At 42.2% G+C, this 22900-nt stretch carries 22 protein-coding genes; 10 read left to right on the top strand and 12 right to left on the bottom strand.

The window, feature by feature from the left end; genetic code table 11:
* Positions 1 to 110 precede the first annotated feature (110 nt).
* Complete coding sequence (locus EXN75_RS10340) at positions 111 to 599, top strand: HNH endonuclease (RefSeq protein WP_246031366.1); 489 nt, start codon at positions 111 to 113, stop codon at positions 597 to 599.
* Between the two features lie 110 nt (positions 600 to 709).
* On the opposite strand, the gene EXN75_RS10335 is transcribed toward EXN75_RS10340, so the two are convergent.
* Together EXN75_RS10335 and EXN75_RS10330 are read right to left on the bottom strand one after the other, a co-directional pair.
* Entirely contained in the window at positions 710 to 1021 is a 312-nt protein-coding gene (locus EXN75_RS10335) for a nucleotidyltransferase domain-containing protein (RefSeq protein ID WP_134843745.1), read from the bottom strand.
* 42 nt (positions 1022 to 1063) lie between these two features.
* Positions 1064 to 1585, bottom strand: a complete 522-nt coding sequence (locus EXN75_RS10330; RefSeq protein ID WP_134843744.1) for a ferritin — start codon at positions 1583 to 1585, stop codon at positions 1064 to 1066.
* A 282-nt stretch (positions 1586 to 1867) separates the two neighbouring features.
* Here EXN75_RS10330 and EXN75_RS10325 point away from each other — a divergent pair, with 282 nt between their 5' ends.
* Positions 1868 to 2626 (top strand): helix-turn-helix transcriptional regulator, encoded by a 759-nt coding sequence (locus EXN75_RS10325; RefSeq protein ID WP_117663653.1) that lies wholly within the window; start codon positions 1868 to 1870, stop codon positions 2624 to 2626.
* A gap of 6 nt (positions 2627 to 2632) precedes the next feature.
* Here the strand turns inward: EXN75_RS10325 and EXN75_RS10320 are convergent, their stop codons facing one another.
* From EXN75_RS10320 to EXN75_RS10310, 3 genes are all read right to left on the bottom strand, one after another.
* Positions 2633 to 3226 carry a hypothetical protein gene (locus EXN75_RS10320; protein ID WP_134843743.1) on the bottom strand — a complete coding sequence of 198 codons (594 nt, stop codon included), beginning with the start codon at positions 3224 to 3226 and terminating at the stop codon, positions 2633 to 2635.
* Positions 3227 to 3276: 50 nt separating this feature from the next.
* A complete protein-coding gene (locus tag EXN75_RS10315; RefSeq protein WP_134843742.1) occupies positions 3277 to 5604 on the bottom strand; it encodes a TonB-dependent receptor domain-containing protein in 2328 nt (775 codons plus the stop codon).
* Between the two features lie 184 nt (positions 5605 to 5788).
* Positions 5789 to 7354, bottom strand: coding sequence for an ATP-binding protein (locus EXN75_RS10310; protein WP_134843741.1), 1566 nt, complete (start codon positions 7352 to 7354; stop codon positions 5789 to 5791).
* Between the two features lie 154 nt (positions 7355 to 7508).
* On the opposite strand from EXN75_RS10310, the gene EXN75_RS10305 reads away from it, so the two are divergent.
* From EXN75_RS10305 to EXN75_RS10295, 3 genes are all read left to right on the top strand, one after another.
* The gene (locus tag EXN75_RS10305) at positions 7509 to 9227 is read left to right on the top strand and encodes a sigma-70 family RNA polymerase sigma factor (protein ID WP_134843740.1); all 1719 of its coding nucleotides are present in this window, start codon (positions 7509 to 7511) and stop codon (positions 9225 to 9227) included.
* 74 nt (positions 9228 to 9301) lie between these two features.
* Positions 9302 to 10096: a class I SAM-dependent methyltransferase gene (locus tag EXN75_RS10300; protein ID WP_134843739.1), complete on the top strand. Its 795-nt coding sequence runs from the start codon at positions 9302 to 9304 to the stop codon at positions 10094 to 10096.
* Between the two features lie 137 nt (positions 10097 to 10233).
* Positions 10234 to 11010 (top strand): Ig-like domain-containing protein, encoded by a 777-nt coding sequence (locus tag EXN75_RS10295; RefSeq protein ID WP_167639491.1) that lies wholly within the window; start codon positions 10234 to 10236, stop codon positions 11008 to 11010.
* A gap of 101 nt (positions 11011 to 11111) precedes the next feature.
* On the opposite strand, the gene EXN75_RS10290 is transcribed toward EXN75_RS10295, so the two are convergent.
* Positions 11112 to 11693 carry a hypothetical protein gene (locus EXN75_RS10290; protein WP_134843737.1) on the bottom strand — a complete coding sequence of 194 codons (582 nt, stop codon included), beginning with the start codon at positions 11691 to 11693 and terminating at the stop codon, positions 11112 to 11114.
* 91 nt (positions 11694 to 11784) lie between these two features.
* Positions 11785 to 12558, bottom strand: a complete 774-nt coding sequence (locus EXN75_RS10285) for a winged helix-turn-helix domain-containing protein (RefSeq protein WP_246031365.1) — start codon at positions 12556 to 12558, stop codon at positions 11785 to 11787.
* Positions 12559 to 12759: 201 nt separating this feature from the next.
* On the opposite strand from EXN75_RS10285, the gene EXN75_RS10280 reads away from it, so the two are divergent.
* Positions 12760 to 14856, top strand: a complete 2097-nt coding sequence (locus EXN75_RS10280) for a TonB-dependent receptor (RefSeq protein ID WP_134843736.1) — start codon at positions 12760 to 12762, stop codon at positions 14854 to 14856.
* Positions 14857 to 14900: 44 nt separating this feature from the next.
* On the opposite strand, the gene EXN75_RS10275 is transcribed toward EXN75_RS10280, so the two are convergent.
* The 3 genes from EXN75_RS10275 to EXN75_RS10265 all read right to left on the bottom strand — a co-directional run bounded on the left by EXN75_RS10275 (position 14901) and on the right by EXN75_RS10265 (position 17607).
* Positions 14901 to 15890 carry a DMT family transporter gene (locus EXN75_RS10275; protein ID WP_134843735.1) on the bottom strand — a complete coding sequence of 330 codons (990 nt, stop codon included), beginning with the start codon at positions 15888 to 15890 and terminating at the stop codon, positions 14901 to 14903.
* 48 nt (positions 15891 to 15938) lie between these two features.
* Complete coding sequence (locus EXN75_RS10270; RefSeq protein ID WP_117663641.1) at positions 15939 to 16760, bottom strand: bifunctional hydroxymethylpyrimidine kinase/phosphomethylpyrimidine kinase; 822 nt, start codon at positions 16758 to 16760, stop codon at positions 15939 to 15941.
* Positions 16761 to 16839: 79 nt separating this feature from the next.
* Positions 16840 to 17607: a radical SAM protein gene (locus tag EXN75_RS10265; protein ID WP_134843734.1), complete on the bottom strand. Its 768-nt coding sequence runs from the start codon at positions 17605 to 17607 to the stop codon at positions 16840 to 16842.
* Positions 17608 to 17907: 300 nt separating this feature from the next.
* Between EXN75_RS10265 and EXN75_RS18260 the strand changes: the two genes are divergently transcribed.
* On the top strand, positions 17908 to 18099 hold the full coding sequence (locus EXN75_RS18260; protein WP_246031364.1) for a hypothetical protein: 192 nt from the start codon (positions 17908 to 17910) through the stop codon (positions 18097 to 18099).
* Between the two features lie 102 nt (positions 18100 to 18201).
* Here the strand turns inward: EXN75_RS18260 and EXN75_RS10255 are convergent, their stop codons facing one another.
* The gene (locus tag EXN75_RS10255) at positions 18202 to 18480 is read right to left on the bottom strand and encodes a HepT-like ribonuclease domain-containing protein (RefSeq protein ID WP_281279466.1); all 279 of its coding nucleotides are present in this window, start codon (positions 18478 to 18480) and stop codon (positions 18202 to 18204) included.
* A gap of 53 nt (positions 18481 to 18533) precedes the next feature.
* Positions 18534 to 18830 (bottom strand): nucleotidyltransferase family protein, encoded by a 297-nt coding sequence (locus EXN75_RS10250; RefSeq protein WP_134843732.1) that lies wholly within the window; start codon positions 18828 to 18830, stop codon positions 18534 to 18536.
* A gap of 184 nt (positions 18831 to 19014) precedes the next feature.
* Here EXN75_RS10250 and EXN75_RS10245 point away from each other — a divergent pair, with 184 nt between their 5' ends.
* Genes EXN75_RS10245 through EXN75_RS10235 form a run of 3 tightly spaced genes read left to right on the top strand, consistent with a single transcriptional unit; the run spans position 19015 to position 22869 of the window.
* Positions 19015 to 19503 (top strand): RNA polymerase sigma factor, encoded by a 489-nt coding sequence (locus EXN75_RS10245; RefSeq protein ID WP_246031363.1) that lies wholly within the window; start codon positions 19015 to 19017, stop codon positions 19501 to 19503.
* Positions 19504 to 19532: 29 nt separating this feature from the next.
* Positions 19533 to 20297, top strand: a complete 765-nt coding sequence (locus EXN75_RS10240; RefSeq protein ID WP_134843731.1) for a DUF4974 domain-containing protein — start codon at positions 19533 to 19535, stop codon at positions 20295 to 20297.
* Position 20298: 1 nt separating this feature from the next.
* Positions 20299 to 22869, top strand: a complete 2571-nt coding sequence (locus EXN75_RS10235; protein WP_134843730.1) for an outer membrane beta-barrel family protein — start codon at positions 20299 to 20301, stop codon at positions 22867 to 22869.
* Positions 22870 to 22900 lie beyond the last annotated feature (31 nt).

Raw genomic sequence — 22900 nt, 5'->3', positions numbered from 1 at the left:
GGGAAAATGGGAAAGAAGTGGCATGAAACACTTTTTAGGTAACCGTTAAAATGCCCTGTTTATAGGGATTGATGGAACATTAAGGACTCAAAAATGCCCTATAAACAAGGGTGGGAAACTTTAGTTATATGAGCCTACATCAGCATGACATTAACGCCATGCCTCTATGGACTTATTTCCAGAGCGTATTGCGTTGGGCTATGGATACCTTCAACATGAAGAAATTTAAGAAAATAATGAAGGGCTTGGATTGGGCGAAATTCTATGACGAATATCATGAGAAGGTACTCGATATCAAGGCGATGGAAAAGCAAATCATCGACTTGATAGGAGATGATGAAATCCAAAAACAGCAAGGCATCATCCCGTATGTTTTGACGGGTGATGAGCATTACCTCGACCTCCGTGCTTTTCCCGACAAGATTAAGCTTGCCGTATGGGAAAAGCAGAACCATAAGTGCGCCATTTGCGGCAAAGAGTTCGATTATCAATTCATGGAGGGCGACCATATTTCGCCTTGGCGTGACGGTGGAAGAACGGAGGTTAAGAATTGCCAAATGCTTTGTAGGGACTGTAACCGCAGAAAGGGAAGTAAGTAACGGTCTATAATAAAAACATCCTTCACCATAAGTCTTTGATATTTAGAGGTATTAAAGAAATGATGAAGGATGTTTTTATTTTGAGCTTATAAGGTAAAGTTGTCCCCTTGTCATATAACAATCCCTTCCCTTGTTACATTATGATTAAATAAGGTATGGCGGTTTTCTTCCCATTCTTTTTGTGAAAATAGTACAGGATTGATAGTTTCATCAATATCCCATCCTAATTCTCTTAGTGGATAGGAATACTTGTCGTAATCTTGCAGAGTGACCTTTGGCTTGTCGAGAAGAATAAGAATGTCCCAATCGCTTCCTTCGTGTTCTGTACCTCTGGCGCGAGAACCGAAAAGGATAGCCTTTGCGTGAGGGTCTATCTCATACAATTTGTTGTGCATCGCTTCTATAATTTGGTTCTTCTTCATACGCAATCATTCTCTATTTCACCGCAAATTTATATACTCATTTTACGCCTTGTTGGCCAATGGAGCTGCTTGGGTATAGACTCTTGCGCCAAGCTCCTTGTCGAGCATATAGAGACCATAGCCGTTGTCCTTGATCATGCGAAGGTTGTCGATGATGTTCTGGGCGTTCTCTTCTTCCTCCACCTGCTCATCTACAAACCACTTGAGCATGCTCTGTGTGGCATAGTCATTCTCCTGGGTAGTGAGAGCGAAGAGGTTGTTGATGAGGGAGGTAACCTTCTGCTCGTGCGCCAAGGTTGACTCGAAGACATCCAATGGATTCTCCCATGTGGTAGGAACGGCATCAATAGCCTTCAATTCCACGTGACCGCCACGCTGGATGATGTAATTGAACATAATCTTGGCATGGTCTTGCTCCTCCTGAAACTGAACCTGAAACCAGTTACCCATACCAGGGTTGCCGTTGGCATGGCAATATGCCGCCATAGACAAATATAGGTAAGCTGACCACATCTCTGCATTAATCTGGGCGTTGAGCGCCTCTTCTACTTTCTTATTTAGCATGGTTTTCTAAATTTAAAGGGTTAGACTTTTTGTTTGTACCATATATGAAGAATGGCAATTCTTTGCCTTTTCTTACAAGCACATCGCAAAGTTACGGATTTTATTTGAAATGACAAAAAGTATTAGGAAAATTTTATTCCTGGAAGATTCAATTTCTGAAAGTATGGTTACTCAACTTTCGCGTGTACGAAAGTTGAGTTAATTATCTGTAATAAAACAATACCATAGAGTGGTAATCAAATAAAATCATGTACTTTTGCAGACGAATATTCAGAATAGCTTATGAATAAAGAAAAAGACGATTTCTTCCTCCATTCCAACGAGGTGAATCATATCAACAGAGAAGATTACGAGAAGATTGAATTATTGGTGAATGCGGCAAAGGCCTTTGCCCGCAGCACCTACCAGTGTGTCTATATCATCGACTATTTTCATCAGGACTTCATCTATGCATCAGATAACCTCGCTTATCTCTGCGGATTGGAACCGGAGCAGTTGATGGACGCAGGCTATCAGATGTATATCGACCATGTTCCGGATGCTGACCTGCAGATGCTGCTCGAAGTGAACAAGAAAGGTTTTGACCTTTTCAACGAATTGCCCGTAGGCGACCGCCTGGACTATACCATCTCGTACGACTTTCATCTTACCAATGGTAGGCATAGCCGATTGATTCATCATCACCTTACTCCGATACTTCTTTCTGATGATGGAAGAATCTGGCTTGCCCTCTGCACCGTATCATTGGCAGCAACCGATGAACCGGGACATATCATCATGCAGAAGAATGGTGAGCGTAGCTATTTTGAATATTCCACATTGCGCCACAAGTGGGAAAAGAAAGAAGGCATAACCTTGAGCGAGACAGAGAGAGATGTTTTGAGATTGTCTGCCCAAGGTTACACGATGAATGATATTGCCGACCGACTATGCAAGTCGGTGGATACGATAAAGGCTTGCAAGCGCAACCTTTTCGCCAAGATGGGCGTGAAGAACATTGCCGAAGCGCTGTTTCATGCCACGAACTATCAGATGATATAATCGCAATCATATCTCTTCCAACAATGGCGAGAGATAGAACTTGGGGAAGTATTTCACCTCCTTGCCTTCCGCAAGGTTTGCGAGAATGTTGGCACAGTAGCCGGCGGCAATATATGCCCCGATGCCCTGTTGCGGGAAAGACTCCTCAGAATAATGTCTGATGGCTTCATCCACCCAAGGCACAGGCATCTGCCAGAACATACCGTACTGCGAGATATACTTGCCCAGTGAGCAACGGAAATCATCCGTTCCTTTTTTCACTATTTCGCTGAATGGATAGCCTTTCGGTTTCTCTACAGCGAGAAAGGCAGCCTTGCCAAGATTGACAACATGGATAACGGTGATGCCCCGTTCCTTGCATTTTTCATCGAAAGCAAACGAGGCTTCGTTGTCATGCAAGGTTGCATTCACCGCATACCGGATGCCCGACAAGTCGCATGCAGCCACATCTTCCATCGTCAGCGTATCCTTTTCTATGCGATAGATATGAAATCTATCTTCCTGCCGATGGCTTTCATGGAAGTCATAGCGCAAGGCACAGGAAGCTATCAAGCCTCCCATGTCTGCGCCACTAATCAACAATTTTATTGGGTTGTTCATTTATAGAGAGATTTATTGTCATTACACCATTACCGGATGCTGCAGACAGATTACATTCTGTTCTTTTGGCTTTCTCCAGCACCCGTACCCTTATATTTGCTTCTTGTAGTGTTGAACTTATACCGTACAGTAAGCGAAACTTTGCTTGTTGACAGTCCATCATACACCATTTCCTTTATTTTGCCAAAATGAGCAATCATGTGGCTATCGTTTGTCCCGAACAAATCATAGATGAAGAGCTGAAACGACAAATGGTCTTTCAATAAAGCCTTATATGCGGAAACATTCGTGCAAAACATTGGCTTGTACAGATACTGATTCTCATCATGGCCTTTCGTGATATACGACATCATCCACGTAAACATTCCTAATTTGGTGTTGAGCGTATTGTCAAAACGGAATGAAGCCATTGGCTTGTTGAGTGATTTTCCATCGTGCGTCTCCATGCCAAACCATTGCTTGTCAATGGATGCTGTAAGCGAAGGATACCAGATGCCAAACGAAGGGCGCAAGTTGATGGATGCAGCTACGTCATTATACGAATTCCCATTTACTGGCTTCATCAAGCCTATTGCAGGATTATCCTTATAAGTCTCCACTGTTGGCATAATTGGATGTGAAGTATGACTGTAGGTCATGTCGAATGTCAACCATTTGTAAGCCAACTCGTAGTTGAGATTTCTGCTTATCTGAGATACCAGAAATGGATTTCCCGTTTCATACGTGTATCGGTTATCATACTGAATGCCACTGCGCAAATTATGATAGGAAGGACGATTAATGTCGGCTGCATAGCTCAGCTGCATCTGTACCTTGCCCACAGGCATCGATAAGCTGAGCGATGGGAACCAATTGCCATACGACTTGCTTTGTCCTGGCACATACTTGCCATATTCATAGTAATTGAAGTCGATGTACTCGTATCTCATACCTGCCTCCAAACTCAGATTACCGAAATCTCTTGAATAGGTCAAGAATGAAGATGTCATACTTTCTGTAATACGGCTGTCGTCATCCGATACCAAGTTAGTTGGCACCACTTGATACTTTGAGGTACGATGGGTATTGGAATATTCACCACCCAAAGACAAATTACCTCCTGATAATGGGTAAGAAAGCACCAGTTTGGAAGCGAGCAGATGATAGTCCTTGTTAGTCAAGCTATGAGCCGTTTGGCTTTGTGCATTCATCCCCACTTCCTGGTATTGCTCTTTGGTAACATCGTTCTGGTATTCCTTCGACCATAGCCAATCTGTATTGAAATCGATGCTGAGCTTACCAATCTTTCCTACATAGTAAATATTGCTTGAAAGATTATTCTTCTGCCAAAAGAAATCAGCATGACTGTCAGAATTTTCAGACAATTCTTCGTCTTGCAATATAGAAGAACTCATATCGCCGTTCCATGTTTGCTTAGGATTTCTAAGAAAACCAAAGTTGGCACCTATAGAGTTGTTGGCATCCAACTGGTAGCTGGCATCCAGGCGAAAGTTCATGGCTTCGATAATACCTACTTGTCTTATCTCACTTTTCTGGTTCCAAGTCTTGTCAAGATAAGTCTTCTGCTGTAAGTCTTTATTGTCTGGCTGGTATTGTCTTGCTCCAAAGGCGTATGCACCCAGCTCTAAGCCATTCTTGCGATAGCTCATATTCAATTGGCTAAACCCGCCGAAGTTTTTCTTTTCATCATATTCACCAGTAGTCTTCGCATCGAATCCGAATCCTTCACCCTGTATCTTCTTCGTTGTGATACGGATGACCGCCTTGGTGCTGGCTGCGTAACGAGCACCAGGGTTAGTGATAACTTCCACCGACTTGATGTTGTCGGAATGCAAACGGTCCAGCTCGCTCTTGTCTCTCATCTGTCGTCCATTGATATAGATAACAGGCTCACCGCGGCCGAATACCTTGATGCTGCCATTCTGGGCAGAAACGTTAGGGATGCGGTCGAGCAGGTGCTCCATTGTTCCTGCCTTCTCAAGTACGGATCCGACAACGGTTGTCGTCATTCCGCCATTCTTCAGGATAGTCTTAGGCAGGGATGACTTCACGACAACTTCGCCGAGCATCTTACTGTCTTCTTCCATCTTGATAATGCCCACATTCTCACCTGTGCAATCCTTGCAGATTGTCTTATAGCCTACAGATGTCACCTTGATGATTCCGCCGTTGCAGGAAGAGTCGATGGCAAAGCTGCCATCCTTTCCACTCACTGCGCCCTTGATGAAAGCCGAGTCTGTTCTATTCAATAATACTACATTGGCAAACGCCAAAGGTTCTCCCTTGGTGTTCATCACCTTGCCGATGATATTCTGCGCCATCATTGGAGTCATAGCCGAGAGGCACAACGCTGTGGTAAAAATTACTTTTTCCTTCATATTGCTACAGTTTTGCTTGATTCTTTATTTTTCTGCTGCAAAAGTATAGCTTTATATGAAAAAGCCTTTGACACAAAAGTGTATTTCTCAAGAATGTGGCTTAAGAATTACACTTTTGTGTATAAAAAGAAAGGATAAATAGCGTTTGGTGATAGGGGATAAATAAGGTAAAAGCATTTTTATCTTATGCTTTTTCGATTACCCAATTTTCGATATTCCCAGTTTTACTGTCGAAGTTGATGCCGACCTTGGTTATTGGCTTGCCGCTTAGCGCAAATCGTTTGTGATAGTTCTTCAGGTTGATTTGCTGCATTGCAGACTTCGCACTCCTGTCCAGCTTAATCTCCAACAGGAAAAGGTCTGTATGGGTGAGCAATACGATGTCAACTCTGCCGTTGGGTGTATGAACTTCAACGTCCACCTGATAGTCTGTAAGCAGAGAGAATATGATGAAGAGCATCTGCTGGTAATGTCCCTCATAATGAGCGTTGTTGCAGTAAGGAACAGTTCCCAGGAATGTTTGGAGTAAGGTTAATGCCTCCTCCATATTCTGCTTATCCAATGCCTGTGCGATACGACGGGCTGTATTGGTTGTTGCAAGCGTATTCTGTGTGACGTATGATGGAATCAGTGCCTTGGTCAGTCCCATTTTTACCTCCTTGTTAGGAACATCAAGAACGTAATAGTTGTAGTCTTCATGATATTCCTTGATGGTGATATATCCACTTTGGTAAAGCAGCGGCATGATGGTTGGCATATTCTCCGTAGGAGCATCAAACTCACTGGCATCAGCCTCCACTCGTGTGATGACGTCTGTTGGAACTACCTGATATTTGCGCATCATATTGATGAGATAAGTTGGAGTGCCGGAAGTAAACCAATAGGATCCGAACTTGTTTTCTGCAAAGCAATTCAGCAGGCTATATGGATTGAAGATATCGGGTGAGAATCTTGTGAAATGATAGCCGTCATAATTCTCTTTTAGCTTGTCGATGACTTGTTCTTTCGTTATATTTCTTCTTCGGGCAAGTTCCTCAATATCTTCCGACATCTGCATCAGAAGTTCTTCTTTGGTGATGCCACAGATACCTGCATAATCATCATTCATGGATATGTTGGTGATGTTGTTCAGTTCGCTGAAGATGCTGACTTGCGAGAACTTGGTGATGCCCGTCAGGAAGACAAAGCGCAGTTTAGCTTCGCTGTATTTCAAAGGACTGAAGAAGTTGCGCATGATATTGCGCAAGGTATCCAACTGCTCTTGCTCGTGAGCCACATCCAGCATGGGCGCATCATATTCATCAATAAGCACGACTACCTGTTTTCCGGATTTCTCGTATGCAGTATTGATCAGTTCTGTCAATCGGTTATTGGCATCAATTTGTGGCTGTGTGATACCCCATTTCTTTTCTTCTGTTTCCAGAATGAATGCGAGATATCTCTCCAGCTGTTCTTTATTCATGTGTTTGCCTCCGCTCAAATCAAAGTGGAGCACAGGATATTCTGTCCACTCCTTTTCCAGCTTTTCGATGGCAAGACCATTGAATAAGTCTTTCTTGCCTTCAAAGTAACTCTGGAGGGTGGTGAGAAACAGGGATTTTCCAAAGCGGCGCGGACGTCCCAAGAAGAAATAGGTACCGCTGGTGTGCGTCAGGCGGTAAACGTATTCCGTCTTGTCGATATAGAGCTTGTTTTCCTTGCGGATTCGCTCGAAAGTCTGTATGCCTAATGGATATAACTTAAGTGCCATAATCTTCGATGTTTATATTTTCACCACAAATGTACAATTATTATTTGATATATGCAAATAATCAAGCGCTTTTATGTTCTTTAACAATTTTTCGTGCAGTATTCATGCTGGTTTCATATCTATATATGGATAAATTGTGCAAAATAATATACTCATGGATTCAAATATACAAACTTTAGTATTTAAAGCAAAACAAGGAGATAATAGTGCTTTCAGCACATTGTATCAGATATATTATCCTAAAATGAAAGGTATATGTATCAATATTCTTAAAGAGGACAAGGATGTCATTGATGACCTTGTCCAAGATGCATTTATACTAGCGCTTGTATCTTTGAAAGATTTGAAGAATCCTAACAGATTCGGTCAATGGCTTACAAGTATAACTTCTAATCTTGCATTAAAATACAAAGAAAAGGGTAATACATTTAGATATATTTCTTTATCAGATATAGATGAAAGTGTGATTGACAGCTGTGATGATTGTAGAAATACAGTATCTTCTATCCAATACGAGGATATTATGGCTGAAATTGATAAATTACCAGTTGGATACAAAAAGGTATTCAAGCTTTCTGTGCTAGATGGTTTGTCTCATCAGGAAATTGCAAAGTTGCTTGATATAGCTCCACACAGTTCTTCTTCGCAATTAGCGAGAGCTAAGGCTTTGTTGAGAAACAAATTGAGCAAGAGAACAATACTAATTATGGTATTGGTCCTCATCATTATTCCTGTATATAAGCAACTTATAACCCAAAAACAGCTTCTTTCAGAAAATGATACCAATATAACACGCAGACGTAAAATAAAAGGTCAAGTTAGTCCAGCATCAAAGAACGATGTTGACTCTACAAACTGTACCCCAAAGCAGAATCCATGTACTCATTATCACAAGATACTATCCATGGAGACTATAGCAGCAATGCGTGATGACACAACGGAAATAAAACATAATATAATTGCCAATATAACAGATACCTTGCAAGATGAAAAGCAGTTTGCTGTAAATAGAACTGATAGTATCTTGGTAAAAGATTCTATCATCGCCCCTAATCTCTATAAGGAATTATGGATTACAGAAAATATTGAGGTTCACAAAAGGAATAAGTGGCAATTACTGGCTGCAGGTTCTTTGGGTACGACTCTTGTACAGAGTGTATGTAAGTTTATGAAAAGTAACGATATTACTAATGATTTGCCTTCTGGTCCGGACCTGCCAACAGACCCAACCATCCCTTCTGGGAAGTATTTCACGACATGGGAAGACTATGCAAAAGAGCTACATCGCATATCCCAGGCAGACCCTACTACAGAAAATGTAGCCATGGCAGATATTGCAGACCACAATAGTGGAGAAATAGTAGAAGTAGAACATCATGACAAGCCAATAACATTGAGCATTGCTGTAAATAAAAACATAGGTAAAAGATGGAGTTTAGAGACAGGACTTCAATATTCTTATCTGAAATCATATCTCATTCTTGGTACTGGCAGCTATCGTGTTGACAAGGAACAAAAGCTCCACTATCTTGGTGCTCCTTTCAAACTGTCTTATCAATTTATGAAGTTCAAGAGATTGTCAACTTATGGTTCTGTAGGCACTGGAATTCTGATTCCTATATATGGAAAAACTGATGCAGATTATATCGTTGGAGATAAGTCTGCATACACAACAGATTGGAAACTGACGCTCCCGATACAGTGGTCTGTAAATACAAACATCGGAATCCAATATCAGTTTGCACCAAATCTGAATCTGTTTATAGAACCAACCATGAATTGGTACATTCCGAATGGTAGCAGTATTAAGAATGCTTGGACAGAACGTCCATTCACATTTACCGTTCCGTTTGGAATAAGGTTCTCTTGGTAAAAAGTCTCTTTTTGCATGCAGTCTTTTTGGCAAATTTGTATCTATATGATAAAAGGTCAAAACATTATATAGATATGCAAAAAAGACATACAGATAGAAAGATATACTTCCATGATTTGGAAATTACATCTAAAGAGTTTTACATCAGCTACTTGTCAACTTTCAAAAAGTTGACTTCGAAAAGTAGAGTATTAGAGGTGGGTTGTGGCGAAGGAGGTAATTTAGTTCCCTTTGCCCAACTTGGCTGTAGAGTTACTGGAATAGACATAGCTGAATGTAGAATAATAGATGCGAAAGCATACTTTTCGGAAATCTGCGAAAATGCCACATTCGTGTGTTGCGACTTTATGAAATACATTGCGCCAATCAATGAAGAGGAAAAGTTTGACGTGATTCTATTACATGATGTAATAGAACATGTTCCAACGAAAGGAGAATTTCTGTTACACCTCAAAAGTTTTCTAAAGTCAACAGGCGTTCTCTTTGTCGGATTCCCTGCATGGCAGATGCCGTTTGGTGGACATCAACAGATTTGCCGAAGCAAACTCTGTTCGCACTTTCCGTTCATACATCTGCTACCAAACTCTATGTATAATTCATTATTGAAACTATGCAAAGAGGAAGATGATACTATAAGCGAGCTGATGAGCATAAAAGAGTGCAGAACAAATATAGAGTTATTTGAAAAATTGATAAAAAGATGTGAATTTTCTGTTGTTGACAAGAAGTTTTGGTTTATCAATCCTCATTATAAGCAGAAGTTCAAGCTTACTCCAACGCTGTTGCCTCGTTTTGCTTGGAAAATTAAGTATGCAAGGAATTTCTTCACTACTTCTTGTTGGTACACATTGAATTTGAGCAATACGTAAAAGTAATACTCTTGTAGAGAGATAGAATATAAAAAGTAGAAAGAGAAATCTCATGCAAGTTTTGAAAACGATTTGCGTTTATTAAATAGTTATAACCCTTTAATATAAAGAAGCGTATGAAATTTAGAATGATTTTTATGGCATTAGCAGCTTTGCTTTGTTTGGCAAGTTGTAGCGATGATGATTCTGGAATCCAGCTCACTGAAGACGAAGTAACCGGTGATATAATTACTGGCAAGCAGATTGTTATTAACACTCTTACAACCTATACCGATGGTGGCTGCAAGGTGAATGTTAATGGAGCTAAAGGTAAAGTCTCAGCAACTTCTTCTGATGATAGTGTTGCCAAGGTTTCGTGTTCTTCAAATGAGTCAGAGAAGGAGATATACGTAAGTGGCGTTTCTGAGGGAAATGCTACTATAACCGTAACCGACTCAGACGGAAACTCTGCTATTTTAAAGGTAGAAGTAAAAAATTGGACTGCCCGTTGGAAGATATATAGAACGATGTATGTGGTAAATAGAAAATGTTTAGTTGAAGGCGTTTCTTCCGAGGATTCCGCTGCTATCGCAGCCGATGCCATAGAGAACGACAAGTACTATAAATATTATACTTTCCGTAATCCTACATACAACACTTTTTGTGTTAAAACCAAAAGACTTACCATAACTGACAGTGAAGGAAATATACGTATGGAGGGAGTTCTTAACATCCAACAAAATGCTGATAATACAGAAGTTTGGTATTTGTTGCCTTTCAAAGATTATAGAGCAGTTGTCTTGGCTACATTCTATAGTGACGGTGAGAGTATCTTTAAAAATGTGACAGATAATTATAAGAAGACTTATTCTCACATTAAAAAGGTCGAGCTACAAGCCATTTGCGCAATAGAGGAATTGGAGCCGGACAAATAAGTAAGAGTGTTTCTTGTAATATTTTTGTGGATAAATCCCGAGGAAAGATTTCTAAAGAAACGTTTCCTCGGGATTGTTGTATTAATACAATCCCAAGAGGCTTACGAGGATATCTTCAAGTCAGATTCATATGCCCCTAAAACTTTCCAGTCGTCTATGAGTTTGAACAGTCGGGGCATGGCTGGCTTGTAACTGTCGGGATAGGTGAGGGAATAGACGAAGAGTATTCTGCCACTTTTGATGAATTTATCGTAATGACTGTAGCCATCTACTCTTACTCCGTTTTCATAGACAGGACCGGAGAGGATGAATGCTTTATTCGATGCCTGCATCGTCCTCTCTGAATGAAGCTTCTGGGCAAGAGAATCGGCACAAGCCTGGAGGGTATTGCTATAGTTATGGGTAACGTAACTCTCCAGGATGATATTGGCATGATTGGTGAATGAGAAACGGGCATAGCCCTGGTATCCCGATACCGAAGTATCCTCCTGTTGGAAGAAGCAAGGATATTTGACAACATAGCCGAAGTCCGGATCATTGTATTCCTTCATGGGTGCCATCTCTACCTTGGTCTTGAAATCCGCCATCGGTGTATGCTTCTCTTTCGTAACCTCATGGTGATAGTTGATGATGAAGTTTATCATCATCAGCAAGACAACTGCTATCAAAAAAATCTTCTTCATTTTTTTGTTTCTTTGTTTTTAGTAGCAAAGTTATGAAGAAGATTGAAAAAAGCCAAATAACAAGTATGACATTTGGCTGACATTTCTGAACTTATCTGATAATCAGTCGGTAAGACTTGCCTCTTTCCGACTCAATCATGAGGTTGCTATTCTGCTCAATCACCGGTTTGATACGGCGAATCAAGGTATAGAGCGTTTCGCTGGCATCCGGTTTCTTGGGCCAAAGAGCATTACAAATCTCCTGTTTGGAGAGTTGATGATGCGTATTGTTGAAGAAGAGTTGCATCAGCTGGTGCTGCATTGGAGTAAACTTGATGGATTGTCCGTTTTCCTGATTGTAGAAGGAATCCTCGTTTTGAGAATAGCACATGGTGCCGAACATATCAGCCTCATGATTCCAGGGTTGTTTTCTGCGATGATAGTATAGCGATGCAATAGCCCAAATCATAGCCATGAGAGTAAGCGTCAAAGGTGTCCGCTGATTGCTCATGCAAAAAACATCTGCCATCGAACAATTGGCATAACTTTGTATGGAATGCTCGTTGAGGAGCATCTCTTTACTACTGAGCTGGTTGACGCTATTTACCAACTGGGAATTGTTTCTTCCTCTTCTTCTGTCTTCCATCACATAGCAGAGATTACTGGTCGATTTCAGCAGGTCGATGCTGAGATGTGAGCGGTAGCTCTGGATGGTATCAGGCGTAATCCATTGATATTTATTCTCTTGAAGTGTCTGAGCCAACGCTTTGTTCATATCTTGCACAATGGCATACTGAGCCTTGCGGTAGTTATTCACGCTGGAGAATACCGCAGACATCACGAGGATGGCGAAGATGAGAATGGAATGATATGCTTTCAACTTCATTTTTTATATCGTTTAAATCTGTTACTGTTTAACGAATCAATTGCAAAAGTACAGAAATTCAATGAAAGTTGGTGTAAGTTTTGATGTAATTTTCGTTAATTGATAAATGTCAGACTCATGTCAGTCATATTTTTCGCTTCGGTCTTCTCTTTTTGATACCTTTGCAACAGAAAACAAGTTTTAGAAAAGTATATGATGACAATGAAGAAAAGTAAATTGTTAACAGCCATGGTGATGCTGTGGGCATTGATCTCTTGTGCAGAAATAAGTGCCCAGGAGATTCAGCAGGTATCGAATGATTCTATAGCCTTGCAAGAGGTTGTTGTGAAGGCGGCACGAGTGGTCAACAAGGAAGATGGCAAGTTGATATTCCCAAGCGATATTCAGAAGCAGCGTTCTTTTTCTGGTTTTTCGCTTTTGGGAAAGTTAGCTTTGCCTCATATTAGGGTTGATGAGGCAGGCCGTTCTATTTCTGCTACCGATCATAAGGGAGAAGTGCAGATTCGTATCAATGGCATTCTCGCCAATATGCATGACGTGCAGATGCTGGATGTAGCTTCTATTATGAGTGTAGATTATATCGACAGTCCTGGCGTAAGATATGGAAAGAATATTGCATACGTGATAGATATTCATACCCGCAGGGCTTCATCGGGTGGCAGTTTGGGCTTCAACTTGACCAATGCGCTAACTACCAAGCTCGGTTCGAACGATGTCTATGCATCCGTCAACAGGGGCAAGAGCCAATTGAATATTTTATATGAGCAGACTTATGTGGATAATAAGGCATCCGAATATAATGAGAATGCTCAATATCTTCTACATGATGGTTCTGAGTATCAGATATCTCGAAAAATCATGAATGGGACAACTCAAAATTTTGATAATACATTGCAGTTGAAGTATAATCTGGCAGATTCTGCATTATATGTATTCCAGACAACGCTTAGCACGGATTTCTGCAATCAGCCTTATACATCGAATGAAATGTGGCTTTCTGAATCTGGAAAGCCTGCGTATCCTGTTTACAGAACCAGCAAGGGTAGGGATTTTACTCCTGCTCTCGATTTGTATTTCTATCATCAGTTGGGCAAGCATCAGTCTTTGTCGGCAGATGTTTTGGGCACTTATATTCGAACAAAAGGTGCCTATTCTGAAGATGAGGGCGAACCCTATCAATATCAGGTAGATGGAAAGACCTATTCGCTCATGGCCGAGGCTATCTATGAAAACCGGTTGAAACCCTTTATTTTTTCTGCGGGAACCAACTTGAACTGGAAATATATGGATAATCAGTATTTGGGTGATGTGGTTAGCGAGAATGGTATCCGTTCATTGGGTATTTATGGTTTTGCACAAATCAAGGGAAGTTTGGGACAATTCAAGGAAGGAACATCCCGTTTAACTTATGTGGCTGGCTTCGGGTTGAGTAATCAGTCTTATCGACAGGGAGATGAGAAATTTAGTTTTTGGCTTTGTCGTCCGAAACTCACATTGGCTTATTCCCTTTCTTCTTTGTTTCAGATCCGCTTGGGAAGTGAATTATCACAGCATATTTCGCAGATAGCTATGATTTCGGATACCCGTATTCGAAAGAACAGTATGGAATGGACTGTGGGTAATCCTTCGCTTAAGCCTAACAGTAGATATGAGAACTGGGTTGCGTTCTCTTTCAGTAAACCAAGGATAAATACTGATTTTACCTTGAATTATCGCATCAATCGTCATTGTAATTTGGCGAAATACACCCGCACGGAAGATGATCAGTTTCTTTATACCCAGGAGAATCAGCCCCATTGTAATATGTTGTATCTTACGAATGATACCCGGTTTGACATTATCCCCGACCACCTTATATTATCTGTGAACGCAGGTATTTACCGTTTTTTCAATAAGGGCGATGAGTACAGTCATTGTTATACCGCTTATAATTATGGTGGAACATTACAGGGGTATTGGGGAAAATGGACTGTGATGCTGTATGCTGATAATGGTTGGAACTTTATGGAGGGAGAGAAAATCGGGCATAATCCTCCTTCATTGGCAGCCTCAGCCAGTTATCATATAGGTGATTTCGATTTTACGCTCTATATGCATAATCCGTTTATGGCTCATCCGAAATCCTATTCTGCAGAAATCGTTAACGCATTACTCCGCAAGCAGGTTCGTGGTTATGACAATTCGGGAGGTAATTTGTTCCGTATCGGTGTTGCTTGGAATATCAATCGGGGAAAGGAATACCGTAAGATACAGCGGAATATCAACAATGAGGAGCGCGAAACGGGTATCTTGAAATAGGTGGCTTTGCTTTCTATATGGGTTGCATGGGCAATAGCCGGAATTTATTTCTTCCCTTTATTGATGATATAAATTCCGGCAGTAGCCAATGCGCCTGCTATCAGATACTTCCAGTAGAAGGTTTCGCCAAGACAGAGACAGGAGGTGATGGCTCCTACTACGGGGATGAGCGAATTGTATATCGCTACCTTTCCTACGGGATTGCAGCTCAATAGTTTGTTGTAGAGAGCGAAACTGATGGTTGAGATGGCAATGAGCAGCAGAAGGATGGTGATGCCCCAGAGGCTGATGACTGGCAGATAGCCACCCATTAACAATGCAGGAATCACCAGCAAGGCTCCACCGATGCTCAGCGAATAACCGGTTCCTACGAAAACATCCACCCTCTTGCTCAAGCCTCGGGTCAGCAGGGAAGCACTGGCTCCACACAGGGCATTGAGGATAATCATACCATCGCCCAGGAATGTGAAACTTCCGCTTTCCTTTCCGCCAAGGTTCAAGGCAAGGATGCCCAGGAAGCCGATGATGCAGCCTAAAGCCTTTCGCCACGTCATCCTGTCGCTCTTGAAGAAGATGCAGGCAAAGATAACCACCGTGAAGACGCTCATAGAATTGAGTATCGCCGAACGTGCTCCTGCATTATGCGAGAGTCCGAAATAGAAGAAGGCATAATGAAGGGTGGTGTTGAGGAGTGCATAGAGGAGAAGGAACCAGACATTTGTATTCGTCAGGAATTTGAAACTTCCATTCTTCTGAACATCATGATTCTCCTTCTGGACAGCTTTCTTCTTGAATCCGAATTTACGATGCGAGCTTCTGGCGATGGCAAGGATGATGATGCCGGAGATGAAGAAGCGGATGCCTGCAAAAAGCATTTTGCTTCCGGTCATGTCTGCTGTAATCTGATATTCCTCCATTCCCATTTTTATCAATGGGTAAGCCCATCCCCACGAGATCGCAGCCGTAAGGGCGAACAGGCTTACCCATACCGGGCGCTGAAATATACTGAGTGTATTTGTTTCTTTCTTTTCCATTATAACTTAATTGGTATTCCCTTGCTTCTGTGTTTGCTAAATGGCAATCTACAAGTCCCCCAGATGCCTTTCTATCGGAATTCCTCGGTTCTTGTCCTTGTCATCCTTGTTGATGTCTATCCAGTTGCGCAGGGTATCCATGGCGATGCGGGTGGCATGGCGAAGATGATCGCCATCCTTCAGTCTGCCCACGATGATGCTGGAGAAGATGTCGCCGGTGCCTGGGAACTGAACTGGGATTTCTTCGTAGGGCAGGAGAAAATACTCTTCTGTAAGATGATTGAAACCTACTACGGCATGCTGACCCTCTACGATGCACGAGGTGATGAGCACGGAGTGGGAACCGATGGCTCTCAGTTTATCTATCAGTTCATAGGCTTCCTTCTCCGAGATTCCCTCTTCCTTGTATTCAGAATCCGTCAGCAGGCAAGCCTCGGTATAGTTGGGAAAACAGAGATGCGATACGCTCAGCATCTCCTTCATGCATCTCACGGTACTCTCACTGGCTCCACCATAGAGCTTGCCGTAATCGCCCATCACGGGATCCACATAGATGTCGGTGCCCAGCGCTGCCTGTTCTCTGCAATAACGTGCCACTAACTTAGCCTGACGCTCCGAAGCCATGAAACCCGTGGTGATGGCATCGAAGTGAATGCCCAGTTCGTTCCACTTCTGCAGGGCTTCCTCGATATACGAAGTACATTCCAGAATGGCGTACTTGCCGTATGGGAAGGTATTGCTGATGAGCATGGTGGGCAGATTGAACACGTCGAGTCCCATATAAGAGAGGATGGGCATCTGAACGGCGGCTGATACCTTACCGTAACCACACATGTCGCTGATAATAAGGATATTACTTTTTGCTTTCATCGTTTTTTTCTTCTTTCTTTTCTTTGTTCTTCTTTGCTTCATCGCAAGTCTTTAACAAATATCAAATCCTAATTATCTTTTAATAAGAGGCTGTACACTTGATGCCCAATGCTTCTACTCGTTCCTTGATGGCATCGAGTACTTCCTTTGGTGCCTTTTCCAGCAACTTGTCTGGTGTTTCACGGGCGATGGTATAAACCATTACCTGCTGAGGCTGGATGTCTTTCACAGCCTCCAGCCAAGGAGCTACGAAATGCTCGCTGGTATTGTCCAATCCGTCACCTCTTAGGAACATGGTCTGGATGATGACGTGCCCCTTGAACATCTTCAGATATTTAATCACATCCTGCACGTTGTAGTTAGGTTGCTGAGGGCGGTCCAACTTTTTGATGTAGTCCATATCCACGGTATCCAGTTTCAGGATGTTGTTATCCACGAGCATCAGCGCCTCTCTCACTTCCTCCTTATATATATAGGTGGCGTTGCTGAGTACGGATACTTGTGCTTCAGGGAAATATTTCTTGCAGAGTTCCATCGTATCTTCCACGATTCCCTTGAAGTCTGGGTGTCCCGTAGGTTCACCGTTTCCTGCGAAGGTGATGTCGTCCAAAGGCTGGTTGTTGTCGTGGCGCTCTTTCAGAACCTTCTCCAATCCTTCTCTTACCTCCTCGCGGGTAGGGCGCTTCTTCTTAGGACGGAAGTCGGCGTTGAATCCGCATTCGCAATAAACGCAGTCGAATGAACAGACCTTGCCATCAGATGGCATGAGGTTGATGCCCAATGAAACTCCCAGACGGCGGGAATTCACGGGTCCGAATATCGGTGATGGATAAATAATCGTTGACATATTCTTATTTTCCTTTATCTAATCTATTCTTTTTTATCTTGGTAATACCTATTTTATACCAATCTTATTTACTTGTTTGTAATTTGGTGGGCAAAAGTACTAAAAAATGTTGGAATGAACAAATAAATCAACTGAAAATCGATTTATCCTTACCGTTAGTCTTCTATCTCCGATAGATTGTGTACTTTTGCATTCACATCCGGGGAGAATCTTGGTGATTTCGATTCGGATTTAAAGGAAAAAACAAAAAAGTTGATGTTTTGCTTAGTTTTTCGCTTGGCTCAACTGTATAGATAGTATATGAACAGAAAAAAGGACATAGAACAGTTATTCCGTCAGCATTATGCGAAGATGTACAATCTGGCCAGATGCATTCTTTCGGATGATGACGAGAGCAAGGACATCTCCTTGCAGGGTACGTATAATTTCAATGCCAAGCGCAGTAAGTATAAGGGTACGGGAGCCGGCAATGAAGAAAAGAGCCGCTTGTAGTTTTTGTTAGGAAGAAACTCTCTTAATACAACAATGAATATATGACAATCGGTCAAGCGAAGGCAAAACCATGTTGGTTTACTCTTTGCTTGGCCGATGTTTTTATTTTTCTTCAGTTAGATACTCCTTTATTTGTTGCTCTAATACCGGAAGGTCGTTTGTAATTACATCCCAAACAACGTTGTTATCAACTTGAAAATATTCATGAACGATATAGTTCCTCATGCCGTTCACTTGTTTCCAAGGAGTCTTAGGATGTGCTTGTCGAAATTCTTCGGTAAGCATATTCGAAGCTTCTCCAAGAATTTCTATGTTCTTGACTACTGCGTAATACATCATGTCATCTGCGATAAAATCCTCAAAGTTTTTACCTTTTTGTATATCGGCAGATTCTTTCTATCGCCTGGAGCATGTGCTATAGGCGGTTTTTATCTCTACTTCGTTCTCTCATATACTAAGATTTTATCACGTTCTACTGATTCCTGTGCAAAAGGGAGTAAGGTTCCTTCTGATACCAAATCAACTTTTCTACCTAAGAGTTCTTCCAAATCATTCCACATACCGAAGAATTTTAAACCAATAGGTTTGCTCTTGTCCAAAGAAACCATAATATCGACATCGCTATCCTTCGTTTCTTCTCCTCTGGAGAAAGAACCGAACAGCCAGGCTTTCAGTACGGGTTGGGTGCTGAAATAATGGCGTAAAGCTTCTATAATGGCTTGTTTATCCATATTGTAATGATGTTGTTTCTTAGCTGCAAAGATACACTTTTTATTCGAAAGTGCAAGCTTTTTCTAGTTTTTTATTACCTTTGCATCGGTTTTTCCAAAGGAAGTAGAAGATTTCTTCATTTTAGGGGTAATTGATTTCAGGAAAGCTTGTATATAAGAGTAGAAACAAGAAGAAAATGACTTGATGACAGAAGAAAATGAACAGCGGATGGAACGGCTGTTCCACGACCATTACGAGCAGATGTATCGCTTCGCCTTTGCCTTGCTCCATGATAATGAGGAGGCGAGGGATGTGGTGAGCGACGTGTTCTCCAGATTGTGGAATAAACAGCTGGTTCCAGACCGGGCTTACCTGATGCGGAGCGTGAAGAATGCCTGCATCAATCTTATAGCCAGAAAGAAGAGAGATGAAAGACTGAAACGGCTTCTCCCTTTCTCGGAAGGGAATTTGACGGAGGAAGAACCTTCTCGTCTGGAAGAGCGATGGCAGGCTGCCGTGGATTGCATCGACCACGACTTGACCGACCAGACTGCTTCCGTCATCCGATTGTGCTATCGGGAAGGAATGTCGTATAAGGATACGGCGGAGGAGCTGGGCATCAGCGTCTCGGCAGTGAACAAGCATATCGTAAAAGGTTTGCGAACGCTCAGAGAAAAATTGAAAGGAAAATAATAACCCTAAAATGAAGAAAGGAAAAGAAAATGAAAGATGAATTATCTGACATAGATTCTCAGAAGATGGATTCTCAGAAATGGGATTTGCTCCTCGATCTCCTGGAGCATCCCGAAAAGTATTCCGAAACCCAAAAGGATGAACTTCTGGGCGATGAGGAAGTGAACGAACTCTATCAGCAGTTGGTAGAGACCCGGCAGTCTCTGGATTTCGCCAAGTCAAAGGAAGGGATGAAGATGCCTTCGATTGATGCAGAATGGGAGAAGCTGAAAGATGAGATGAAGCTGAAAGAAGAAAAACAGCAGAAAGAAGAGATGAGTCAGAATGCAGAAACCCAGCAAACCGCCAAGTCGTTTCCTCTCTGGAACCCGATGAGAAAGGTGGCTGCCGTTGCAGCCGTCCTTGTCGTCTCCGGCATCACCTTTGCTGCCATTCATCTGGTAACCCGTTCTCATCAGGCATCAGATAAGCACAATACCGAACTCGTGTCATCCCGCAAGGATTCTATCCAGCAGGTTTCTGCTCCTCAGAAATCCAACATAGAAGAAAAGACAGATTCTGCAAGTCTTGCCCAGCTCCCATTGGTTTATGAAAACGCTGAGCTTCAGAATATCCTGACTCCTATTGCCGGGCATTTCCATCTCCAGGTAACTTATCAGAACGAGTCGGCTCGCCACATCCGTCTCTTCCTGCAACTGGAGAAGAACATGAGTCTGGATGATATCATCGAACTGATGAATCATTTCGAGAAAGTGAATATTCGTCATGAAGGTCAAACTTTAATCGTGGAATAAGATGAAAAGATTAAGATATATCATGCTGCTGGCAGGTCTGATGAGCCTTTCTCTTCAGACCATCTATGCCCAACGCATCACCCGCAACTTCCGCAACACTTCTATGTCAGAAGCGCTCACCATCCTTGCCAAGAGCACCAAGGATTATCGTATCAACTTTATTTATGATGAACTGGAAGATTTCACGGTTACCACGAGTATCGTGAAGCGAACTGCTCCGGATGCCATCCGCCAGATTATGGGCTTCTATCCGATGAAGATGACGATAGATGGCGAAAACATCTTTGTGGAGTGTACGCAGAAGACTCCCACCAAGATGATAGGCCGCATCATAGACAATAAGAAACGCCCTGTAGATTTCGCCAATGTAGCCCTGCTGAATGTTCGTGACTCTTCATTGATTAATGGCGGTGTGACAAATGAGAACGGCCAGTTCGTGATTCCCTGTGGAGCCAGAAAGGTGATAGTAAGAGTAAGTTGCGTGGGCTATATTACGACAAGCAATACATATAATACAGGTAAGATTGGTTCAATTACTTTGAAGGAGGCAACGATGAACCTGCAGAAGGTGATTGTGAAGGCGGTTCGCCCCAAGACAAAACTGACTCGCGAGGGATTTCAGACCCAGGTGCAGGGTACGATACTGAGTGATGCGGGTATGGTTGCCGACTTGTTGAAGCAGGTTCCAAGAGTGCGTGTGGATAAGGATGGAAACTGTTCGGTGTTTGGAAAAGACACACCGGAGATTTATGTCAATGGCAGAAAACTGACCGACAAAAATGAATTGCAAACCATATCTTCCAAGGATGTGAAGAACGTGACGGTTATCACGACTCCTGGTGCGCTGTATGATGCCCAGGTCAATTCGGTGATTCGTATAACCACGGTCAAGAAGCAAGGTTATGGATGGAGTGGTAATTTCCAGGCAAAATATGGTTTTGCCATAAAGAATACCTGGCAAGAGCAGGCTAATCTCAATTACCGTGTGGGTGGACTGGATGTATTCGGTGGATTGATGTGGTCAGATTCGTATTTCTATGATAAGTTGGGATTGGATGAATATATCAATGGAAATCAGCATCAGATATATCAAAAATCAGTAGGGCGCATTGATTCTAGAGATTATGGACCTGATGCCAATCTGGGTTTCAATTATGAATTCAACGAAAATCATACCATCGGTCTGAAATATAAGTTTGGTTCTGGCTATACCAAGTATTTTACTGTTAGGCAGAACTATTCCATCTTTCAGGATGGAGTTCACCAGGGAGATGTAAATTATCTCAACGATGAGTCAGATACCAAGCAGACTCCTATTCATCAGGCTGACTTTTATTATGATGGTAAGATAGGCAAGTGGAGTATAGACCTGAATGCATCAGCGTTGTGGAGGACGAAAGACCAGATACAGAAAGCCACCGAAACCAGTTCTGAGTTGGGCGACCAGATTGTATGTTCAGATAGCCATACCAAAGGAAAGTTGCTTGCCGGTAAATTGGTTGTTTCTTATCCTTTGACCGACCAGTTGAACATAGACTTTGGTTCGGAATACACAAATTCTGATAGTCATACCAACAACAAGAACGAGGGTGGTGTGGCTGCATCCAATGATTCCAAAATCAAGGAACAGAACATTGCCACCTTTGCTGAGGCTGCATGGTCGTTGGGAGATTATTCTCTGAATGCCGGTGTGAGATATGAGCATGTAAAATCAGACTATTATGCCGAAGGAGTGCTCAACCCGGATATGAGCAGAAAGTATGATAATGTATTTCCTAATGTATCCTTGGGATATGACAAGGGCAAGTGGCATTCTTCGTTGAGTTTCACGGCAAAGACCTATCGACCAAGTTACTTCCGTCTTTCCGGTTATACCCGATATACGAGTCGTCATTCCTATGAAAGCGGTAATCCTAACTTGCGACCAACGGATGCCTATCATCTGGAATGGGATGCGCAATATTCCTGGCTGAGTTTCTCTGCTGAATATATCTACAACAAGAATGCCTCGGTATATATGATGAAACCGTTCCAGGGCAATAAGGATATAGCCCTGTCATATTACGAGAATGTAGATAAGATTCAGAACCTGAAGTTCTATCTTGAGGCTACTCCGGTGATAGGCTTATGGCATCTTGACTATACGGTAGGTCTGGTCAATCAGTTCTTTGATGCCAGCAAATACGTCAGCAACTATAATGCCAACCGTCCTTCTCTCTATCTGGATTTGGAGAATACCTGGGTATTGCCGCATCATTGGAAGGCTAGATTGGAATACTCTTACCAGTCGCGTAATTATAGCGAATTGGGTGTCAACTATGCATGGAATTCCCTGGATGCGTCTATTTCCAAGTCGTTCCTGAACAACCGATTGGTTGTGAGATTGGAAGCTGAGGATTTGCTTCATGGACAGAACGAGAGTTGGAAATATAATAATTCGTATGCGCACTTCACCAGAACCGGTATAGATAATACCCGCATGTTCTTGGTCAATGTAACTTATAACTTCAATGCCACCAAGAGCAAGTATAAGGGTACGGGTGCTGGTAATGCAGAAAAGAGCAGATTATAGCTTCAATTTAACAGGATTTTTCCTCTGTTTC

It is taken from the genome of Segatella hominis (genome assembly GCF_004535825.1).
Taxonomy (GTDB): Bacteria; Bacteroidota; Bacteroidia; order Bacteroidales; family Bacteroidaceae; genus Prevotella; species Prevotella hominis.
This window is presented reverse-complemented; position numbering and strand designations above follow the sequence as displayed.

Bases quoted from the DNA above. Each gene is read 5' to 3' on its own strand.
- EXN75_RS10335 (WP_134843745.1), bottom strand. From the start codon at position 1,021: ATGAAGAAGAACCAAATTATAGAAGCGATGCACAACAAATTGTATGAG.
- EXN75_RS10330 (WP_134843744.1), bottom strand. From the start codon at position 1,585: ATGCTAAATAAGAAAGTAGAAGAGGCGCTCAACGCCCAGATTAATGCA.
- EXN75_RS10325 (WP_117663653.1), top strand. From the start codon at position 1,868: ATGAATAAAGAAAAAGACGATTTCTTCCTCCATTCCAACGAGGTGAAT.
- EXN75_RS10320 (WP_134843743.1), bottom strand. From the start codon at position 3,226: ATGAACAACCCAATAAAATTGTTGATTAGTGGCGCAGACATGGGAGGC.
- EXN75_RS10315 (WP_134843742.1), bottom strand. From the start codon at position 5,604: ATGAAGGAAAAAGTAATTTTTACCACAGCGTTGTGCCTCTCGGCTATG.
- EXN75_RS10310 (WP_134843741.1), bottom strand. From the start codon at position 7,354: ATGGCACTTAAGTTATATCCATTAGGCATACAGACTTTCGAGCGAATC.
- EXN75_RS10305 (WP_134843740.1), top strand. From the start codon at position 7,509: ATGGATTCAAATATACAAACTTTAGTATTTAAAGCAAAACAAGGAGAT.
- EXN75_RS10300 (WP_134843739.1), top strand. From the start codon at position 9,302: ATGCAAAAAAGACATACAGATAGAAAGATATACTTCCATGATTTGGAA.
- EXN75_RS10295 (WP_167639491.1), top strand. From the start codon at position 10,234: ATGGCATTAGCAGCTTTGCTTTGTTTGGCAAGTTGTAGCGATGATGAT.
- EXN75_RS10290 (WP_134843737.1), bottom strand. From the start codon at position 11,693: ATGAAGAAGATTTTTTTGATAGCAGTTGTCTTGCTGATGATGATAAAC.
- EXN75_RS10285 (WP_246031365.1), bottom strand. From the start codon at position 12,558: ATGAAGTTGAAAGCATATCATTCCATTCTCATCTTCGCCATCCTCGTG.
- EXN75_RS10280 (WP_134843736.1), top strand. From the start codon at position 12,760: ATGAAGAAAAGTAAATTGTTAACAGCCATGGTGATGCTGTGGGCATTG.
- EXN75_RS10275 (WP_134843735.1), bottom strand. From the start codon at position 15,890: ATGGAAAAGAAAGAAACAAATACACTCAGTATATTTCAGCGCCCGGTA.
- EXN75_RS10270 (WP_117663641.1), bottom strand. From the start codon at position 16,760: ATGAAAGCAAAAAGTAATATCCTTATTATCAGCGACATGTGTGGTTAC.
- EXN75_RS10265 (WP_134843734.1), bottom strand. From the start codon at position 17,607: ATGTCAACGATTATTTATCCATCACCGATATTCGGACCCGTGAATTCC.
- EXN75_RS18260 (WP_246031364.1), top strand. From the start codon at position 17,908: ATGAACAGAAAAAAGGACATAGAACAGTTATTCCGTCAGCATTATGCG.
- EXN75_RS10250 (WP_134843732.1), bottom strand. From the start codon at position 18,830: ATGGATAAACAAGCCATTATAGAAGCTTTACGCCATTATTTCAGCACC.
- EXN75_RS10245 (WP_246031363.1), top strand. From the start codon at position 19,015: ATGACAGAAGAAAATGAACAGCGGATGGAACGGCTGTTCCACGACCAT.
- EXN75_RS10240 (WP_134843731.1), top strand. From the start codon at position 19,533: ATGAAAGATGAATTATCTGACATAGATTCTCAGAAGATGGATTCTCAG.
- EXN75_RS10235 (WP_134843730.1), top strand. From the start codon at position 20,299: ATGAAAAGATTAAGATATATCATGCTGCTGGCAGGTCTGATGAGCCTT.